The sequence below is a fragment of the Serratia sp. BNK-17 genome (assembly GCF_048684935.1).
Lineage (GTDB): Bacteria > Pseudomonadota > Gammaproteobacteria > Enterobacterales > Enterobacteriaceae > Serratia > Serratia nematodiphila.
In genome coordinates, this window is the sequence record NZ_JBLQTR010000001.1 from 1683668 (window position 1) to 1701630 (window position 17963).

General features: G+C 59.5%; 15 protein-coding genes. 8 read left to right on the plus strand and 7 right to left on the minus strand.

The annotated features are described in order from the left end of the window. Window positions 1-158: 158 nt before the first annotated feature. On the minus strand, window positions 159-803 hold the full coding sequence (gene yihA / locus ACMGF7_RS08070; protein WP_004931258.1) for a ribosome biogenesis GTP-binding protein YihA/YsxC: 645 nt from the start codon (window positions 801-803) through the stop codon (window positions 159-161). Window positions 804-1536: 733 nt separating this feature from the next. Between yihA and yihI the strand changes: the two genes are divergently transcribed. Together yihI and hemN are read left to right on the plus strand one after the other, a co-directional pair. After that, window positions 1537-2079, plus strand: coding sequence for a Der GTPase-activating protein YihI (yihI, locus tag ACMGF7_RS08075; protein ID WP_160125995.1), 543 nt, complete (start codon window positions 1537-1539; stop codon window positions 2077-2079). Window positions 2080-2261: 182 nt separating this feature from the next. After that, window positions 2262-3635 carry an oxygen-independent coproporphyrinogen III oxidase gene (gene hemN, locus ACMGF7_RS08080; protein ID WP_049240858.1) on the plus strand — a complete coding sequence of 458 codons (1374 nt, stop codon included), beginning with the start codon at window positions 2262-2264 and terminating at the stop codon, window positions 3633-3635. A gap of 34 nt (window positions 3636-3669) precedes the next feature. Here hemN and ACMGF7_RS08085 read toward each other — a convergent pair whose 3' ends face one another. The 4 genes from ACMGF7_RS08085 to glnA all read right to left on the minus strand — a co-directional run bounded on the left by ACMGF7_RS08085 (window position 3670) and on the right by glnA (window position 7979). After that, entirely contained in the window at window positions 3670-3792 is a 123-nt protein-coding gene (locus ACMGF7_RS08085) for a YshB family small membrane protein (RefSeq protein ID WP_015379453.1), read from the minus strand. Between the two features lie 112 nt (window positions 3793-3904). Then, entirely contained in the window at window positions 3905-5317 is a 1413-nt protein-coding gene (glnG, locus tag ACMGF7_RS08090; RefSeq protein WP_015379452.1) for a nitrogen regulation protein NR(I), read from the minus strand. Between the two features lie 8 nt (window positions 5318-5325). Further along, complete coding sequence (glnL, locus tag ACMGF7_RS08095) at window positions 5326-6375, minus strand: nitrogen regulation protein NR(II) (RefSeq protein WP_004931246.1); 1050 nt, start codon at window positions 6373-6375, stop codon at window positions 5326-5328. 194 nt (window positions 6376-6569) lie between these two features. Further along, entirely contained in the window at window positions 6570-7979 is a 1410-nt protein-coding gene (gene glnA / locus ACMGF7_RS08100; RefSeq protein WP_420286415.1) for a glutamate--ammonia ligase, read from the minus strand. Window positions 7980-8349: 370 nt separating this feature from the next. Between glnA and typA the strand changes: the two genes are divergently transcribed. The 5 genes from typA to fabY all read left to right on the plus strand — a co-directional run bounded on the left by typA (window position 8350) and on the right by fabY (window position 13278). Then, window positions 8350-10173, plus strand: a complete 1824-nt coding sequence (gene typA, locus ACMGF7_RS08105; RefSeq protein ID WP_004931243.1) for a ribosome-dependent GTPase TypA — start codon at window positions 8350-8352, stop codon at window positions 10171-10173. A gap of 166 nt (window positions 10174-10339) precedes the next feature. Next, the gene (yihX, locus tag ACMGF7_RS08110; RefSeq protein WP_004931242.1) at window positions 10340-10930 is read left to right on the plus strand and encodes a glucose-1-phosphatase; all 591 of its coding nucleotides are present in this window, start codon (window positions 10340-10342) and stop codon (window positions 10928-10930) included. A gap of 51 nt (window positions 10931-10981) precedes the next feature. Next, complete coding sequence (locus ACMGF7_RS08115; protein ID WP_021504485.1) at window positions 10982-11875, plus strand: virulence factor BrkB family protein; 894 nt, start codon at window positions 10982-10984, stop codon at window positions 11873-11875. Continuing rightward, on the plus strand, window positions 11872-12309 hold the full coding sequence (gene dtd, locus ACMGF7_RS08120; protein WP_015379450.1) for a D-aminoacyl-tRNA deacylase: 438 nt from the start codon (window positions 11872-11874) through the stop codon (window positions 12307-12309). The genes ACMGF7_RS08115 and dtd overlap by 4 nt, the downstream gene beginning before the upstream one ends. 21 nt (window positions 12310-12330) lie before the next feature. Continuing rightward, window positions 12331-13278 (plus strand): fatty acid biosynthesis protein FabY, encoded by a 948-nt coding sequence (fabY, locus tag ACMGF7_RS08125; protein ID WP_004931235.1) that lies wholly within the window; start codon window positions 12331-12333, stop codon window positions 13276-13278. 37 nt (window positions 13279-13315) lie between these two features. Here fabY and ACMGF7_RS08130 read toward each other — a convergent pair whose 3' ends face one another. Further along, on the minus strand, window positions 13316-14977 hold the full coding sequence (locus tag ACMGF7_RS08130; RefSeq protein ID WP_273890421.1) for an AsmA family protein: 1662 nt from the start codon (window positions 14975-14977) through the stop codon (window positions 13316-13318). A gap of 128 nt (window positions 14978-15105) precedes the next feature. Beyond that, window positions 15106-16506, minus strand: a complete 1401-nt coding sequence (locus ACMGF7_RS08135; protein ID WP_021504483.1) for a nucleobase:cation symporter-2 family protein — start codon at window positions 16504-16506, stop codon at window positions 15106-15108. 240 nt (window positions 16507-16746) lie between these two features. Here ACMGF7_RS08135 and gltS point away from each other — a divergent pair, with 240 nt between their 5' ends. Next, window positions 16747-17958 (plus strand): sodium/glutamate symporter, encoded by a 1212-nt coding sequence (gene gltS / locus ACMGF7_RS08140; protein ID WP_273890422.1) that lies wholly within the window; start codon window positions 16747-16749, stop codon window positions 17956-17958. Window positions 17959-17963: the final 5 nt, after the last annotated feature.

Below are 17963 nucleotides of genomic sequence, written 5' to 3' on the forward strand. Positions count from 1 at the left end.
CGCGTAATTCGGCGAGACAAGCCCGTTTTGGCAATAAGTCTTTATGATGGCTTTATTTCAAAAGTGTAATTAGATAACAAAAAATCCCGCCTGCGGCCGATCTGCGGGCATAAAAAAGCCGATGCGGTAAGACATCGGCTCAAACGTGCGATCAGGGCTTATTCGCCGATGTCCTCTTCCGGCAGCACTTCCGGCGGGATCTCGTTAAACCAGGTGTCCAGCTTCTGGCGCAGCTTGTCGACGCCGATCTTTTTCAGCGATGAGAAGGCTTCGACCTGGATATCCCCCATAAACGGCAGCACCGCTTCACGCACCATGTTGAGCTGTGCCTTGCGTGCGCCGGAGGCCAGCTTGTCGGCCTTGGTCAGCAACACCAGCACCGGCGTGCCGACGTCGACCGCCCACTGGATCATCTGCTGGTCGAGATCTTTCAGCGGATGGCGGATATCCATCAGCACCACCAGCCCTTTCAGGCTGTTGCGCATCTGCAGGTATTCGCCCAGCGCGCGTTGCCATTTGCGCTTCATTTCTTCCGGCACTTCGGCGTAGCCATAACCCGGCAGGTCGACCAGACGAATGCCGTCTTCCACTTCGAACAGGTTGATCAGCTGGGTGCGCCCCGGCGTCTTACTGGTGCGCGCCAGGCTTTTTTGGTTGGTCAGCGTATTCAGCGCGCTGGATTTACCGGCGTTGGAACGGCCGGCAAAGGCGACTTCAATTCCTGCATCCCCCGGAAGATGGCGAATATCGGGTGCGCTGGTGACGAAATGGGTCACATGATAGTTGTAGTTCTTGCTGGTCAAAATTTTTCGTCTCCGTGAGGATGGCTAACTGGTTGGCGATTATAACTGCATCAGCGGTAAAAATGGCGTGTTTCTCCGTTTTTAAGCGGCGGGGCGCGATAAAACGACAGTTAAGCCGACCGTACGTTGTGAGACATTTGCCATTCGAATCGCGGGTAATGTCGCTTTATTCGAAAGTGATATTTATGTTTTTATTTTAAAAACAACATGTTGTTTTTTCGTTGTGTGGAAATGTCAGTCAAATCGGCGTCAGGTGCCTTGAGCCTTCGCAACAATAACGTAAAGTACTCGTTAACGCAGGGTTGCGCAGGATTAGGGAACATCCGGGAAGGATGACAAATCTCAGGGAATGCACAGGGCGTGCAATGAGTGCCAGGATGAACGCAAAAGGAAGTGACCCTTTCGCACCGGAATAGGCGGCAGGCACATCGGATGGTGAAGTATCGGCAGTTTGGATGCCCGCAGGAAGCGCGCTCGGGAAGAGCGGATGCGAATGGATTGCGCCATGGACGATTTTCCTTTCAGGATGAAGGACGTAGTGGCAGGGAATGCGGTTATAGCAGAAGGAAAAACCGGGATGTTGCATGTACGCAAGGAGCGCGTAACAGGAATACCCTTCGCAAGAAGGTGCGAAATAGGCGGCAGGTTTAACCTGCCGCCTTTTTCTTTGTCCGCTTTCTGCTAGATTCCGCCGCAATTCTATACTGAATCTACATACCTAAGAGCACACGCTATGAACCAGCCATCAAAAGCACCTCGCGGCAGCGCGGCGAAGTCAAAAACGAAAAAGAAAAGCCGTATGGAGCTCGATCAGGAAGCGCGCGAGCGCAAACGCCTGAAAAAGCGCCGCGGCCACGCTTCCGGTTCACGCACTCAGGTCGAGTCCGGCAGCCAGAAAAACAAATCGGCGGCGGAAGCCAAAGATCCGCGTATCGGCAGTAAAGTGCCGGTTGCGCTGGTGGTCGACGAAACCAAAGTGAAGCCCAAACCGCAGCCGAAGCCAAAGGCCGAAGCGAAACCGCGCCTGTCGCCGGAAGAAGAGCTGGCGAAGCTGGAAAATGACGAACGCCTGAACGCGCTGCTGGATCGCATCGACGATGGCGAAACGCTGAACGCGCAAGAGCAGGCGTATGTCGACAAGACGCTGGATCGCATCGATGTGCTGATGGATGTGCTGGGCATCGAGCTGGGCGATGAAGACGACGAGGAAGAAGAAGAGAAGCAGGAAGATATTCTGAAGCTGCTGAAAGGCGGCAACCCGAAGGACGCTTTTTAACGCGCCATGTGGCTGATCCCGACAATAGCCCTACTCTTGATGTGTTATCTGCTGTGGTTATTCGGTAAACTATGGCGGCTGTCTAAGCGCAAAGCGCGTTTTCGCAGCGCTTCCGTGGCCAGACAGCGCAGACAACCGCCCCTCTCCCGGCCCGGTAGAAAAAGATATCGGAAGGAGTGAGCATGTCAGAGCAGACGATTGTCTGGGATTTGGCCCTGATCCAAAAATATAACTACTCAGGGCCGCGTTATACCTCATACCCCACGGCGCTCGAGTTTAACCAGCGCTACGACGAAGCGGCGTTTCAACGCGCCGCGGCGCGCTACCCTGAGCGCCCGCTGTCGCTGTACGTGCATATCCCTTTCTGCCATAAGCTGTGCTATTTCTGCGGCTGCAACAAGCTGGTGACGCGCCAGACGCACAAGGCCGACGAATACCTGAACGTTTTGGCGCAAGAGATCGCCAGCCGTGCGCCGCTGTTCGCCGGCCGCAAGGTTGGCCAGATGCACTGGGGCGGCGGTACGCCAACCTACCTGGACAAAGCGCAAATCAGCCGGCTGGTGGCGCTGCTGCGCGAACATTTTGATTTTCTGCCTGATGCGGAGATGTCGATCGAAGTCGATCCGCGCGAGATAGAGCTGGATGTGCTCGATCATTTACGCGCCGAAGGCTTTAACCGTTTGAGCATGGGGGTGCAGGATTTCAACAAGCAGGTGCAGCAGTTGGTCAATCGCGAGCAGGATGAAGCCTTCATTTTCGCCCTGATCGAGCGGGCCAAAGCGCTGGGCTTCCGCTCGACCAATATCGATCTGATCTACGGCCTGCCGAAACAGACGCCGGAAAGCTTCGCCTTCACCCTGCAGCGGGTGGCTGAACTGGATCCCGATCGCCTCAGCGTGTTCAACTACGCGCATATGCCGAATTTATTCGCCGCCCAGCGCAAAATCAAAGACGCCGATCTGCCCAGCGCGCAGCAGAAGCTGGATATCCTGCAGCAGAGCATCGCGTTCCTGACTGACGCCGGCTATCAGTTTATCGGTATGGATCACTTTGCACGCCCGGACGATGAGCTGGCGATTGCGCAACGCGAAGGCAAGCTGCACCGCAATTTCCAGGGCTACACCACCCAGGGCGACAGCGATCTGCTGGGGTTGGGCGTGTCGGCCATCAGCATGCTCGGCGACAGCTATGCGCAGAACCAGAAAGAGCTGAAGCATTACTATGAGAGCGTACCGGCGCAGGGCAACGCCCTGTGGCGCGGGCTGGCGCTGACGGACGACGATTGTCTGCGGCGCGATCTGATCAAAACGCTGATCTGCAACTTTCGGTTGGCGTATCAGCCGCTCGAACGGCAATACGGCATCGATTTCACCGCTTACTTCGCCGAAGACCTGCAGCTGCTGGCGCCGTTTGAACGCGATGGGCTGGTGGAGCGCGACGAGCAGGGCATTCGCGTCACGCCGCGCGGGCGCTTGCTGATCCGCAATATTTGCATGTGCTTCGACCGCTATCTGCGGCAACAGGCGCGCAGCCAGCAGTTCTCTCGGGTGATCTGAGGATGAAAAAACAGCCGCTGATGCGGCTGTTTTTTTAACTGAAGAAGTTAATCAGCGCGGCGCACAACACCGCGGCGACCGCCGCCTGCGGGGTGTGGCTGGCGGCGGAGCCCAGCTCCGCGCCCTGAGAAATGAATACGATGAATGAGTCCAGCATCGTCAACCTCCAGAGTGTGCGACACGATCATACTGCGCCCGCGCCGGCTGTAAAGCCTGAGGTTGGCGTTTTTTTGTGCGCCGGACTGCGTTTTTCATCATCCACCCCGTTCCTATTCCATGCCCAGCTCTTTAAGCTTGCGTGTCAGGGTATTGCGCCCCCAGCCCAGCAGGCGCGCGGCTTCCTGTTTGTGCCCTTGGGTGTGGCGCAGGGCGGTGGTGAGCAGCGTGCGCTCCATTTCCGGCTGTGCTTCCGACAGCAGATTTTGATGACCGGAACGCAGCGCGCGATCGGCCCACTGCGCCAGCAGCGTGGCCCAGCTGTCCGGCAGGCTGTGGCTGGGGCTCTCCGGCGCAGCGGTTTCGAACAGTTCACCCGGCAGATCCTGAATCAGCACCTCTTGCCCGGCGGCCATCACCGTCAGCCAGCGGCAGGTGTTCTCCAGCTGGCGCACGTTGCCCGGCCAGGGCAGGCGGGTCAGCGCGGTTTCGGTTTCCGGATGCAGGTTCTTGGCCTCGACGCCCAGCTCCTTGGCGGCGATCTGCAGGAAGTGGCGCGCCAGCCGCGGGATGTCTTCCCGGCGCTCGCGCAGCGGCGGCAGGTGTACGCGGATCACGTTCAGGCGGTGGAACAGATCCTCGCGGAACTTGCCTTCCTGTACCCGCAGCTCCAGGTTCTGGTGCGTGGCGGCGATGATGCGCACGTCGACCTTCACCGGCGCATAGCCGCCGACCCGGTAGAACTGGCCGTCCGCCAGCACCCGCAGCAGGCGCGTTTGCACGTCGAGCGGCATATCGCCGATCTCGTCGAGGAACAGCGTGCCGCCGTCGGCCTGTTCAAAGCGCCCCTGACGGATTTGGTTCGCGCCGGTGAAGGCGCCTTTCTCGTGGCCGAACAGCTCGGACTCGATCAGATCCTTGGGAATAGCGGCCATGTTCAGGGCGATGAACGGTGATTTGGCGCGCGGGCTGTGGCGGTGCAGCGCATGCGCCACCAGCTCTTTACCGGTGCCGGATTCGCCGTTGATCAGCACGCTGATCGACGAACGCGAGAGCCTGCCGATGATGCGAAACACGTCCTGCATCGCCGGCGCTTCGCCGATGATGTCCGCCGCCGGATCGCTGGCCGGCTGGCTGCGCACCGGCTGCTGCTGCTCCTGATAATGGCTGATGGCGCGCTCGACCAGCGCCACCGCTTCGTCGATGTCGAACGGCTTCGGCAGGTAGTCGAAGGCCCCTTGCTGATAAGCGCTGACGGCGGCGTCCAAGTCCGAATGCGCGGTCATGATGATCACCGGCAGCATCGGGTGGCGCTGTTTGATCTGCTTGAGCAGCGCCAGACCATCAATGCCCGGCATGCGGATATCGGACAGCAGCACGTCGGGGGTTTGCGTGGCCAAGGCTTCCAGCACGTCATTGCCGCCTTCGAAGGTGGCGCAGCTCAGGCCCGCGCCGGTGAGCGCGCGCTCAAGCACCCAGCGGATGGAGCTATCGTCATCGACGATCCAGACTATCCCTCGTTGCATTGCAAACCTCACTGACGAATGGGCAGGTAGACCGAGAATTCGGTATGACCTGGCCAACTGTTGAACTCAATTTTTCCGCAATGCTGATCGATCAGATTGCGGGCGATGGATAATCCCAGGCCGGTACCGCCTTCACGGCCGCTGACCATCGGGTAAAACAGCGTGTCCTGCAGCTGCGCCGGCACGCCGGGGCCGTCGTCTTCGACGTCGATGCGCGCCGCCAGGCGGTAGCGGGTGCCGTGCAACGTAATCTGAAACGCGGTGCGGGTGCGCAGCGTGATGGTGCCGCCCGCCTCACCCAGCGCCTGCAGCGCATTGCGGGTGATGTTCAGCAGCACCTGCTCTATCTGATCCGGGTCGTGGGCCATTTCCGGCAGGCTGGGATCGTAGTCGCGCACCAGCGTGACGTTATCCGGCATTTCCAGCGACACCAGCTGGCAGACGCGCTCCGCGACCTGATGGATGCTTTGGGTGATGTGCTGGCCGGGCCGCTGCGGTCCGAGCAGGCGATCCACCAGATTGCGCAGCCGATCGGCCTGCTCAATGATCACCTTGGTGTATTCGGTCAGCGCCGGATCGGGCAGCGCCTTGGCCAGCAGCTGCGCCGCGCCGCGCAGGCCGCCCAGCGGGTTTTTAATTTCGTGCGCCAAACCGCGCACCAGATCGCGGGCGGCCACCTGTTGGGCATGCTGCAGCTGTTCCTGGCTCAGGCGGCGTTGATTGTCCATCGGCGCCAGTTCGACCAGGATATAGCCTTCCGGCAGCGCTTGAGCGGTCAGGGAAAGGATATGCGCGCGGCCATCGACCACCAGAGTCACTTCGTTGTCGGTGAAGCCCTGCCCGGCGCGCAGGCTTTCGCGCATCAAAGAGACGTTCAGCGAAAAATAACCGAGCAAATCGGGCAGCGGCGTGCCGAACAGCTTGCGGGAGCTTTGCGCCAGCAGCTGCTGTGCCGCCGGGTTGGCGTAGTGAACCGCCAGTGAGTCATCCAACAGCAGGATGCTGTTGATGAGTGAATTGAGGATCTGCCCAGCATCGGGCAGCTTGCCAGTTGCCATACAGCAGACTCCTGCACCTTTTTAGTGCATCTATCCTACTCCATCCGGGATAGGCGCGGTATGGAATAGTTTTGCAGAAAATACGGTGGAGAAAAAAACCCATCCGAAGATGGGCTGAAAGTTTCCACGGCAACAAAAAAGCGATAACAAAAATTGTGGGCGCCGTCCGCCTTTGCAGACGGCGCGGGTAGGGCTTAGACGCTGTAGTACAGTTCGAACTCGACCGGGTGTGGCGTCATGCGAACGCGGTCCATCTCTTCTTTGCGCAGTTCGATGTAGGCATCGATCGCATCGTCGGTGAACACGCCGCCGCGGGTCAGGAACTCGTGGTCTTCGTTCAGCGCGGCCATCGCCTCGTCCAGCGAGCCGGCCACTTTTGGGATCTCGGCTTCTTCTTCCGGCGGCAGGTCGTACAGGTTTTTGTCCATGGCGTCGCCAGGGTGGATCTTGTTGATGATGCCGTCCAGGCCGGCCATCAGCAGTGCGGCGAAGCACAGGTATGGGTTAGCCGCCGGATCCGGGAAGCGGGCTTCGATGCGGCGCGCTTTCGGGCTGGCGACCACCGGGATACGGATGGACGCGGAGCGGTTACGGGCGGAGTAAGCCAGCATCACCGGCGCTTCGTAGCCTGGCACCAGACGTTTGTACGAGTTGGTGGTCGGGTTGGCCAGCGCGTTGATCGCCTTGGCGTGCTTGATGATACCGCCGATGTAGAACAGTGCGGTTTCAGACAGGCCGCCGTATTTGTCGCCGGCGAACAGGTTGGTGCCGTTCTTGGACAGCGACATGTGGCAGTGCATGCCGGAACCGTTGTCGCCGAACATGGGCTTCGGCATGAAGGTCGCGGTTTTACCGAAGGCGTGCGCCACGTTGTGCACCACGTACTTATAGATCTGAATTTCGTCGGCTTTCTTGGTCATGGTGTTGAAGCGGGTTGCCACTTCGTTCTGACCGGCGGTCGCCACTTCGTGGTGGTGCGCTTCAACCACCAGGCCCATCTCTTCCATGGTCAGACACATGGTGGAACGCAGATCCTGCGAAGAGTCGACCGGTGGAACCGGGAAGTAACCGCCTTTCACCGCCGGACGGTGGCCTTTGTTGCCGCCGTCGTATTTTGTGCCGGAGTTCCAGGCGCCTTCGATATCGTCGATCGCCACGTGGGAACCGCGGATGCTGCTGCCGAAGCGGATGTCGTCGAACAGGAAGAACTCAGGCTCTGGCCCGAACAGCACGGTGTCCGCGATGCCGGAGGAGCGCAGGAAGTCTTCGGCGCGTTTGGAGATGGAACGCGGGTCGCGATCGTAGCCTTGCATGGTGCCCGGCTCGAGAATGTCACAGCGAATGATCAGCGTAGGTTCTTCGAAGAACGGATCCAGAACCGCCGTGCTGGCGTCCGGCATCAGCACCATGTCAGATTCGTTGATGCCCTTCCAACCACCGATAGAGGAGCCGTCAAACATTTTACCTTCTTCGAAGAAGTCGGCGTTTACCTGGTGAGCCGGGATAGTCACGTGCTGTTCCTTACCCTTGGTGTCAGTGAAACGCAGGTCTACGAATTTCACTTCATGCTCATTCAGCATCGTCAAAACGTGTTCAGCGGACATACTTAACTCTCCCGGTTTATCATTGTCGTCGTCGTGGAACGAATCTGTGGAACTGGCTTTTTTTCGCCTTGAAAAGACTAAAGCGAAAAGCGTGCCAACTTTTAAAAAAGGCTTTCATCGCCTTTCTGCGCGGGTTTTACCCAACCACAGTATGCACCATTAGTGATAAATTGCACCGAAATGGTGCAATTGGGGTGGACATGGGCACTGAAATGGTGCAAAAGTGCAACGATTGCGGCTTTTTGCACCGTGAAAGGGATCACAAACTGACCGGTACGCGGTTGTTTATAAGAGATGGTTGTGATCTTGTTTAGTCCCTCGCTTAATACGTGTACAATAGCGCGCTATTTCTAATGCCCGAGGCAAAGCTGTGATCGAAAATTTGCGTAACATCGCCATTATTGCCCACGTTGACCATGGTAAAACCACCCTGGTTGATAAGCTGCTGCAACAATCCGGTACTTTCGGAGAGCGTGCGGAAGCTACCGAACGCGTAATGGACTCCAACGATTTGGAGAAAGAGCGTGGGATTACCATCCTCGCAAAAAACACCGCCATTAATTGGAACGGTTACCGTATCAACATCGTGGATACCCCGGGACACGCCGACTTCGGCGGCGAGGTAGAGCGCGTGATGTCGATGGTTGACTCGGTGCTGCTGGTTGTGGATGCAATGGATGGCCCTATGCCGCAAACCCGCTTCGTGACCAAGAAGGCCTTCGCCAACGGTCTGAAGCCGATCGTGGTCATCAACAAGGTTGACCGTCCTGGCGCGCGCCCTGACTGGGTTGTGGATCAGGTGTTCGACCTGTTCGTGAACCTCGACGCGACCGACGAGCAGCTCGACTTCCCGATCATCTACGCTTCTGCGCTGAACGGCATCGCCGGCGTCGACCACACCGACATGGCGGAAGACATGACCCCGCTGTATCAGGCGATCGTCGACCACGTGTCTGCGCCGCAGGTTGAGCTGGAAGCGCCATTCCAGATGCAGATCTCCCAGTTGGACTACAACAACTACCTGGGCGTTATCGGCATCGGCCGCATCAAGCGCGGTAAAGTGAAGCCGAACCAGCAGGTCACCATCATCGACAGCGAAGGCAAAACTCGCAACGGTAAAGTGGGTAAAGTGCTGGGTCACCTGGGTCTGGAGCGTATCGACAGCACCCTGGCGGAAGCGGGCGACATCATCGCCATCACCGGCCTGGGCGAGCTGAACATCTCCGACACCATCTGCGACACCAACGCCGTAGAAGCGCTGCCGGCGCTGTCCGTCGACGAACCGACCGTAACCATGTTCTTCAACGTCAACACCTCGCCGTTCTGCGGTAAAGAAGGTAAGTACGTGACCTCGCGTCAGATCCTGGATCGTCTGAACAAAGAGCTGGTGCACAACGTGGCGCTGCGCGTCGAAGAAACCGACGATGCGGACGCCTTCCGCGTATCCGGTCGTGGCGAGCTGCACCTGTCGGTGCTGATCGAAAACATGCGTCGCGAAGGTTTCGAGCTGGCGGTTTCCCGTCCGAAAGTTATCTTCCGCGAAATCGATGGCCGCAAGCAGGAGCCATTCGAGAACGTAACGCTGGATATCGAAGAGCAGCATCAGGGTTCCGTGATGCAGGCGATGGGTGAGCGTAAAGCCGACCTGAAAAACATGGATCCGGACGGTAAGGGCCGCGTGCGTCTCGACTACGTGATCCCAAGCCGCGGTCTGATCGGCTTCCGTAACGAATTCATGACCATGACTTCGGGTACCGGCCTGCTGTACTCCACCTTCAGCCACTACGACGACGTGCGTCCGGGCGAAGTGGGCCAGCGTCAGAACGGCGTGCTGATCTCCAACGGCCAGGGCAAAGCGGTCGCTTTCGCGCTGTTCGGCCTGCAGGATCGCGGCAAGCTGTTCCTGGGCCACGGTGCGGAAGTGTATGAAGGCCAGATCATCGGTATTCACTCACGTTCCAACGACCTGACCGTAAACTGCCTGACCGGTAAGAAGCTGACCAACATGCGTGCTTCCGGTACTGACGAAGCGACTACCCTGGTTCCGGCCATCAAAATGACCCTGGAGCAAGCTCTGGAGTTCATCGATGACGACGAACTGGTAGAAGTGACGCCAACCTCGATCCGTATCCGTAAGCGTCACCTGACGGAAAACGATCGTAAGCGTGCCAGCCGCGGTCCAAAAGACGCTTAATCGCTGATTGAGTGTCTCATGCTTAGGGCGCGGTTCTCGCGCCCTGAGTTTTTTCCTCTGTTGTTCCCCGTTTGTGCGGCGCGCTATGCGCTTTTCCGTTCGCTCCCTGTTCAGCTGTTCCTTTTCCCGCTACAGTGAAATCTCACCGGCCCATCAGGAGAGGACTATGCTGTATATCTTTGATTTAGGTAATGTGATCGTCGATATCGATTTCAAGCGTGTGCTGGGCGTGTGGAGCAATTTGAGCGGCACGCCGTTGGCGGTGCTGTCCGATCGTTTCGCCATGGGTGAGGTGTTCCAGCAACATGAGCGCGGTGAAATCAGCGATGAAGACTTCGCCGGCAAGCTGTGCGATGAAATGGGCATTGCGCTCAGCTTCGAACAATTCGCCACCGGCTGGCAGGCGGTATTTGTCGCGCTGCGCCCGGAAGTGATCGACATCATGCAGCGCCTGCGCAACGAAGGCCACCGGGTGGTGGTGCTGTCGAACACCAACCGTCTGCACTGCAACTACTGGCCGCAGCACTATCCTGAAGTGGCCGCCGCCGCCGATCATCTCTATTTGTCGCAAGATCTCGGCATGCGCAAACCGGAGGCCGATATCTATCAACATGTGCTGGCCGCGGAAAACACCGCCGCCGCCGACGCGGTGTTCTTCGACGATCACCCGGCGAACGTCCTCGCCGCGCAGGCGCTGGGGATCAAGACGGTGCACGTCACCGATCGCGACGTGGTGCCGGCCTATTTTGCTCAATGAGCGCAGGGCGCGTTAAGCTTAAGGCGTATCAACGGACATCAAGGAGTGACCATGTCGTTTTTCCGCCGCAAGAAGCTGCCCTCTGCGATTAAGCCCGGCGTCACCTTCGGACGGCTGCTGTATCAGCGTATCGATCATGATGGCCTGACGATGTTGGCGGGCCATCTCGCCTATGTTTCCCTGCTGTCGCTGGTGCCGCTGGTCACCGTGGTGTTCGCGCTGTTCGCGGCTTTCCCGATGTTTTCCGACATCAGCGAGCAGCTGAAGAGCTTTATCTTTTCCAATTTCGTGCCGGCCGCCGGCAACGTGATCCAGAACTACCTGGAACAGTTCGTCGCCAATTCCAACAAGATGACCGCCGTCGGCACCTGCGGGCTGATCGTCACTGCGCTGTTGCTGATTTCCTCGGTGGACAGCGTGCTGAACACCATCTGGCGCAGCAAGAACAAACGGCCGATCGTCTTCTCCTTCGCCGTGTACTGGATGGTGCTGACGCTGGGGCCGCTGCTGGTGGGCGCCAGCATGGCCATCAGTTCTTACCTGCTGTCGCTCAACTGGCTGGCGCAGACCGGCGTCAATGGCCTGGTGGATCAGGTGCTGCGCATCTTCCCGTTGATTTTGTCGTGCATCTCCTTCTGGCTGCTGTATTGCATCGTGCCGACGGTGCGCGTGCCGCCCAAAGACGCGCTGATTGGCGCGGTGGTGGCCGGATTGCTGTTCGAGCTGGGCAAGAAGGGATTCGCGCTGTACGTCACCATGTTCCCTTCCTATCAGCTGATTTACGGCGTGCTGGCGGTGATCCCGATTTTATTCCTGTGGGTCTACTGGAGCTGGTGTATCGTGTTACTTGGCGCGGAAATCACCGTGACCATCGGCGAATATCGCGACTACCGCCGGCAGAAGGCGGAGCAACAGGAACCAAAAGCAGAAGGGCAGCAGGAATGATTGCGTTGATTCAACGGGTGTTAAACGCCAGCGTCACGGTGGGTGGCGAGACGGTAGGCAAAATTGGCCCCGGTTTGTTAGTGTTATTGGGCGTGGAGCAGGGCGATAACGAGCAAAAAGCGCAGCGCCTGTGCGAACGCGTGTTGGGATACCGCATTTTCGGCGACGAGAACGACAAGATGAACCTCAACGTCCAGCAGGCCGGGGGCAGCGTGCTGGTCGTTTCGCAGTTCACCCTGGCGGCGGACACCCACAAAGGCATGCGGCCCAGCTTCTCGCGCGGCGCCGCGCCGCAGGAAGCCGATCGGTTGTATCAATATTTTGTTGGCCAGTGCCGCGAACGCGGCGTAGAGACCCAGACCGGCGAGTTCGCCGCCGACATGCAGGTGGCGCTGGTCAACGATGGTCCGGTGACATTCTGGCTACAGGTCTAAGCATTCGGAGAACAGGCGTCTATGTATCACCTACGAGTACCCGTAACAGAGCAAGAACTGAAAGAGTATTACCAGTTTCGCTGGGAAATGCTGCGCAAGCCGCTGCACCAGCCGGTGGGTTCGGAAAAGGATGCCTATGACGCCATGGCCCATCACCAAATGGTGGTGGACGAGGCCGGTAAAATCGTCGCCATCGGGCGGCTGTACATCAATGCCGACAACGAGGCGGCGATCCGTTTTCTGGCGGTAGACCCGACGCTGCAGGATAAAGGGCTGGGGACGCTGGTGGCGATGACGCTGGAGTCCGTCGCGCGGCAGGAAGGCGTGAAGCGGGTGGTGTGCAGCGCCCGTGAAGATGCGGTGGATTTCTTTGCCAAGCTGGGGTTCGTCAATCAGGGCGAGATCACTGCGCCGCAGACTACCCCGATCCGCCACTTTTTGATGATCAAACCGGTAGCGACGCTGGACGATATCCTGCATCGCCCCGACTGGTGCGGCCAATTGCAGCAGGCCTGGTATGAACATATCCCCCTGAGCGAAAAGATGGGCGTGCGCATCAGCCAGTACACCGGCCAGCGCTTCGTCACTACCATGCCGGAGATCGGCAACCAGAACCCGCACCATACGCTGTTTGCCGGCAGCCTGTTCTCGCTGGCGACGCTGACCGCCTGGGGGCTGATTTGGCTGCTGCTGCGCGAGCGCCATCTCGGTGGCACTATCATTCTGGCGGACGCGCACATTCGCTACAGCAAACCGATCACCGGCAGGCCGCGGGCGGTGGCGGATCTCGGTTCGCTAAGCGGTGATTTGGCGCGTCTGGCGCGGGGCCGCCGCGCGCGCGTGCACGCCGAAGTGCATCTGTTCGGCGATGAGGATAAGGGCGCGGTGTTCGAAGGCACTTACATGGTGTTGCCGGCCGAGCCGGATGTGCCGCTGGATCAGGGCGGTTCCGAAGCGCTGGAAGAGTAAAACGGCGGCCCTGCCTGACGGTGGGCCGCGCGATAGATTACGGCAGCTGTTGGTTCACCGTCTGGCCGTCGCCGGCGGTGGCTTGCAGAGTCCCCTTCAATGAAGCTTTGAACGGCCCGTCGCTGTTCAACAGCCCTTTCAACTGCAGCTCAAGGTTGCCGTCGCCCGCCAGCGGCACCGGCTGCCATCCCCATTGCTGCAAGGTATTGATCGGTACCGAACGGCCGTGCAGCGTCAGCTGGAACGGTTTGCCCGGCAGCTGAGCGACGGTCGCGTTGGCCTCAAGCAGCCCATTGGGCATAAAGGCGCTGAGTTCGGTGACGGCGATCTGGTTGGCGTCGGCGTTCAGCGCCAGCGAAGGGCGCCGCACGTCGATTTTGTTGAAGGTGGCCTCGCTGCCGTTCAGGTTTAACGAACCGGACCAAATGCCCCACTGGTGGTCGCGCGCCAGCAGCAGGTTGCTGCCGTAACCGTCCAGCGCGGTGATCTGGAACGGGAATGCCGGGTTGATATCGATAATCAGATTGCGGTTGGTGGTCAGCTTGGTGACGTACACCTCCGCCAGCCAGTCCGGCAGCGGTTTCAGCCACAGCTCGCGCCAGTCGATTGGCAGGGTGTACTCCAGCGCCGCCATGGCCACTTCATCCAGCTGCAGGCGTTTGCCGGCGCGCAGCCAGTTGCCGGAGGTGCGCAGCAGCCCGCCTTCCCAGCGGGTGGTGAATTGCTGAATGGCGATGCCGGCGGAGGAGAGGCGCAGGGTGGCGATCGGGTCGATCAGGTGGAAACCGCCGTTGATCACATCGCTGGCATTGACGTTGAGCGAGCCGTCTTCGCTGCGCCAGTCGCCTTTTTCGATGCTGACGTTTTGCAGCGACAGATCGAGATCGTTAAACGCCCACGCCTTGCCTTCCAGGCGCGCGTCGATCAGATCGAAACGCTTGAGGGTGACCGGCGGCAGGGTGGTAAAGCGCTGCATGAATTCCGCCAGCGTCAACGGGGTTTGCATGCGCACGCCGCTCAGCCGCAGGCGATCCACTTGCCAACTGCCGTCGGCGGCGCGGCTGGCCACGCCGGTCAGGTCGCCCTGCGCCAGATCGGCGCCGAAATTGTTCAATAGCAGCTGGCCCTGTTTTTGCTCCCCCTGCACCAACACCTTCGAAGCGGGAATGCCGTTCAGCGTCATCGAACCGGCGCTGAACTGGAACTGATTGTTGTCCCCCAGCAGATGGCCAGCCAGCGGGCGCCACGGCGTGATGCCGGCATTGACCCGCTGCGCGTTGAGCTGCCACTCGTTATCGTTGGACTGCAGCGCCATGTTGCTCAGCTGCAGCACGTCGGCCTGTACAGGCAGCGCAGCAGTCTGCGGCTGCACGTTCAGCGTGCCGTCACGCAGCGTGACGCTGTGGAAATAGCGCGGTTCGGTGATTTGGCGCAGGCTGAGGCCGAGATCGACGCGTTTGGCGGCCAGCGCCTGCGGCTGGCCATTGCGCGCCAGCTGCACCTCTTCCAGACCGATCTGGTCCGGCTGGCGCCATGAATGGGTGATTTTTCCTATCGACAGGCGGTATTCGCTGTTGTCGCTGATCCAGGCGCTCAGGCGGCCTGCCGCCCAGCGGGTTTGCCCCACCAGATACAGTACCACCGCCGCCAGCACGGTCAGCAGCAGCAACGTCAGCAACAGCTTTCCGATAAATTTCATCGTCTACATCCGCATCGGTCAAAAAAGATACCCTGTTTATGCCGCAATTGGCCGGGCATCTCAAGGGCAATGGTCTGATAGACAATAAAAAACGGCCGCAAGCGGCCGTTTGAACGTCAATGGGCGGGTTACTTTTTCTCGTGTTCCTGCGGGAACACCAGGTTCAGCACGATGGCGGTAATGCCGCCTGCGGCGATGCCGGAAGAGAGCAGGGTTTTCAGCCAGTCCGGCGCGAACTGCAGGATCAGCGGCTGCTGAGAGACGCCCATGCCGACGGCCAGCGACAGCGCCATGATCATGATGGCGCGCCGGTTCAGGCGCTCGCGCGACACGATGCGCACGCCGGAGGCGGCGATGGTGCCGAACATCACGATGGTCGCGCCGCCCAGTACCGGCTCGGGAATGTGCTGCACGAAGCCGGCCACCGCCGGGAACAGCCCCAGCGCGATCAGCATCAGCGCCACCACGAAGCCGACGTAACGGCTGGCGACGCCGGTCAGTTGGATCACGCCGTTGTTCTGGCCGAAGCAGGAGTTGGGGAAGGTGTTGAACACCGCCGACAGCATCGAGTTCAGGCCGTTGGCCAGCACGCCGCCCTTCAGGCGCTTCATGTACAGCGGCCCGCTGACGGGCTGTTCGGAGACGTCGGAAGTGGCGGTGATGTCGCCGATGGTTTCCAGCGAAGTGACCATAAAGATCAGCATCAGCGGCAGCAGCAGGTTCCAGTCGAAGCCCAGGCCGTAATAGAGCGGCGTGGGAATGGTGATCGCCGCCGTTGGGGCTGCCGATGCGCCGGCGGGCAGCATGTCCATCGCCCAGGCCAACAGATAGCCGACCGCCATGGCGATCACCAGCGAAGCGACGCGCAGGTAAGGGTTGCGCTGGCGGTTCAGCAGGATGATGACCGCCAGCACCGCGCCGGCCAGCAGCAGGTTTTTCGGCGAGCCGAAGCTGTGATCGTTCATCGCGGCATAACCGCCGCCGATCGAGGTCAGACCGACCTGAATCAGCGACAGGCCAATGATCATCACCACGATGCCGGAAACCAGCGGGGTGATAATGCGGCGCGCCAGATGCAGCACGCGCGACAGTAAAATTTCGGTGCAGGAAGCGACCATCAGCGTGCCGAACAGCGCGGCCATCATGGTCGGCACGTCGGCGCCGCCGTTTTTCAGCGCCAGACCGCCCATGATCAGCGGCGAAACGAAATTGAAGCTGGTGCCCTGAATCGACAACAGCCCGGAACCCACCGGTCCCCAGGTTTTGATTTGCAGAATGGAAGCCAGACCGGAGGCGAACAGCGACATGCTGATGATGTGCTGGGTATCCTGTGCCGGCAGGCCCAGTGCCTGGCAGATCAGCAGCGCCGGTGTGATCACCGCGACGAACATCGCCAGCAGATGCTGGCCGGCGGCAAACAGCGTTTGCGGTAGCGGCGGGCGATCTTCCAGGCGATAAATCAGTTCACTGGCGCGGGGTTCTGAGGCGGCTTGGCGCGCGGCATCAAGCTCGGAGGATGACATGCTCATGGTGTGGCGTTTCCAGATACGGCAAAGCAGGCATTTTAATGCCCCGCCTCGCAAAAGCAAACGGTTGCGCGTAAATATTATGTTGCCGACTTTCCCGTTTATGTCGCATTTTCATTCATTTTTTCTTGTCATCTCAGCGTTTTTTACTTCTAATCCTGCACTCATCAAGTTTAAAAACTAAGTGGTTTTCTATAACTTATTATTTTTATTTGGATCTTTTCCCTTACATGGAGTACCTGGATGTTTCATCTTGATACTTATGGCACGTTAGTCGCGGCGACGCTGGTTTTGCTCCTCGGGGGCAAGTGCGTCAGAACCATTCCCCTGCTGCGAAAATATACCATTCCCGCTCCCGTCGCCGGCGGTTTGCTGGTGGCCCTTCTGCTGTTAGCCCTGAAAAAGCTCGTCAACTGGGAAGTCAGTTTTGACATGTCGCTGAAGGATCCGCTGATGCTGGCCTTCTTCGCCACCATCGGCCTGAACGCCAACCTGGCGCGTTTGCGCGCCGGCGGCAAAGTGCTGGTAGTGTTCCTGTTCGTGGTGCTGGGGCTGCTTATCGTGCAGAACGCCATCGGCATCGGCATGGCGAAAATGCTGGGGCTGGATCCGCTGATGGGCCTGATTGCCGGATCGATCACCCTGTCGGGTGGCCACGGCACCGGGGCGGCCTGGAGCAAGCTGTTCATCGAGCGCTACGCTTTTGAAAACGCCACGGAAGTCGCCATGGCCTGTGCCACCTTCGGCCTGGTGCTGGGCGGTCTGATCGGCGGCCCGGTGGCGCGCTATCTGGTCAAACACTCCTCTACGCCGGAAGGCACCCCGGATGACAGCGTGCAGCCGAGCGGTTTTGAGAAGCCGGAAAGCGGCCGTCTCATCACCTCGCTGGTGATGATCGAAACCATCGCCATGATCGCCATCTGTCTGAGCCTGGGGCAGTTGATTGCCGGCCTGCTGAGCGGCACTGTGTTTGAACTGCCGAACTTCGTTTGCGTGCTGTTCGTCGGGGTGATCCTCAGCAACACGCTGGCCTTCACCGGCTTCTATACCGTGTTCGAGCGGGCGGTGTCGGTGTTGGGTAACGTCAGCCTGTCGCTGTTCCTGGCGATGGCGTTGATGAGCCTGCGCCTGTGGGAGCTGGCCTCGCTGGCGCTGCCGATGCTGGCGATCCTGGCGGTGCAGACGCTGGTGATGGCGCTGTACGCGATATTCGTCACCTACCGGGTGATGGGCAAGAACTACGACGCGGCGGTGCTGGCCGCCGGCCACTGCGGCTTCGGCATGGGTGCCACGCCGACGGCGATCGCCAACATGCAGGCGATCACCGATCGTTTCGGCCCGTCGCACGTGGCGTTTTTGGTGGTGCCGATGGTGGGGGCGTTCTTTATCGATATCGCCAATGCCATCGTCATCAAGCTGTATCTGCTGCTGCCGGTGTTCCCGGCGGTGGGGTGATATCG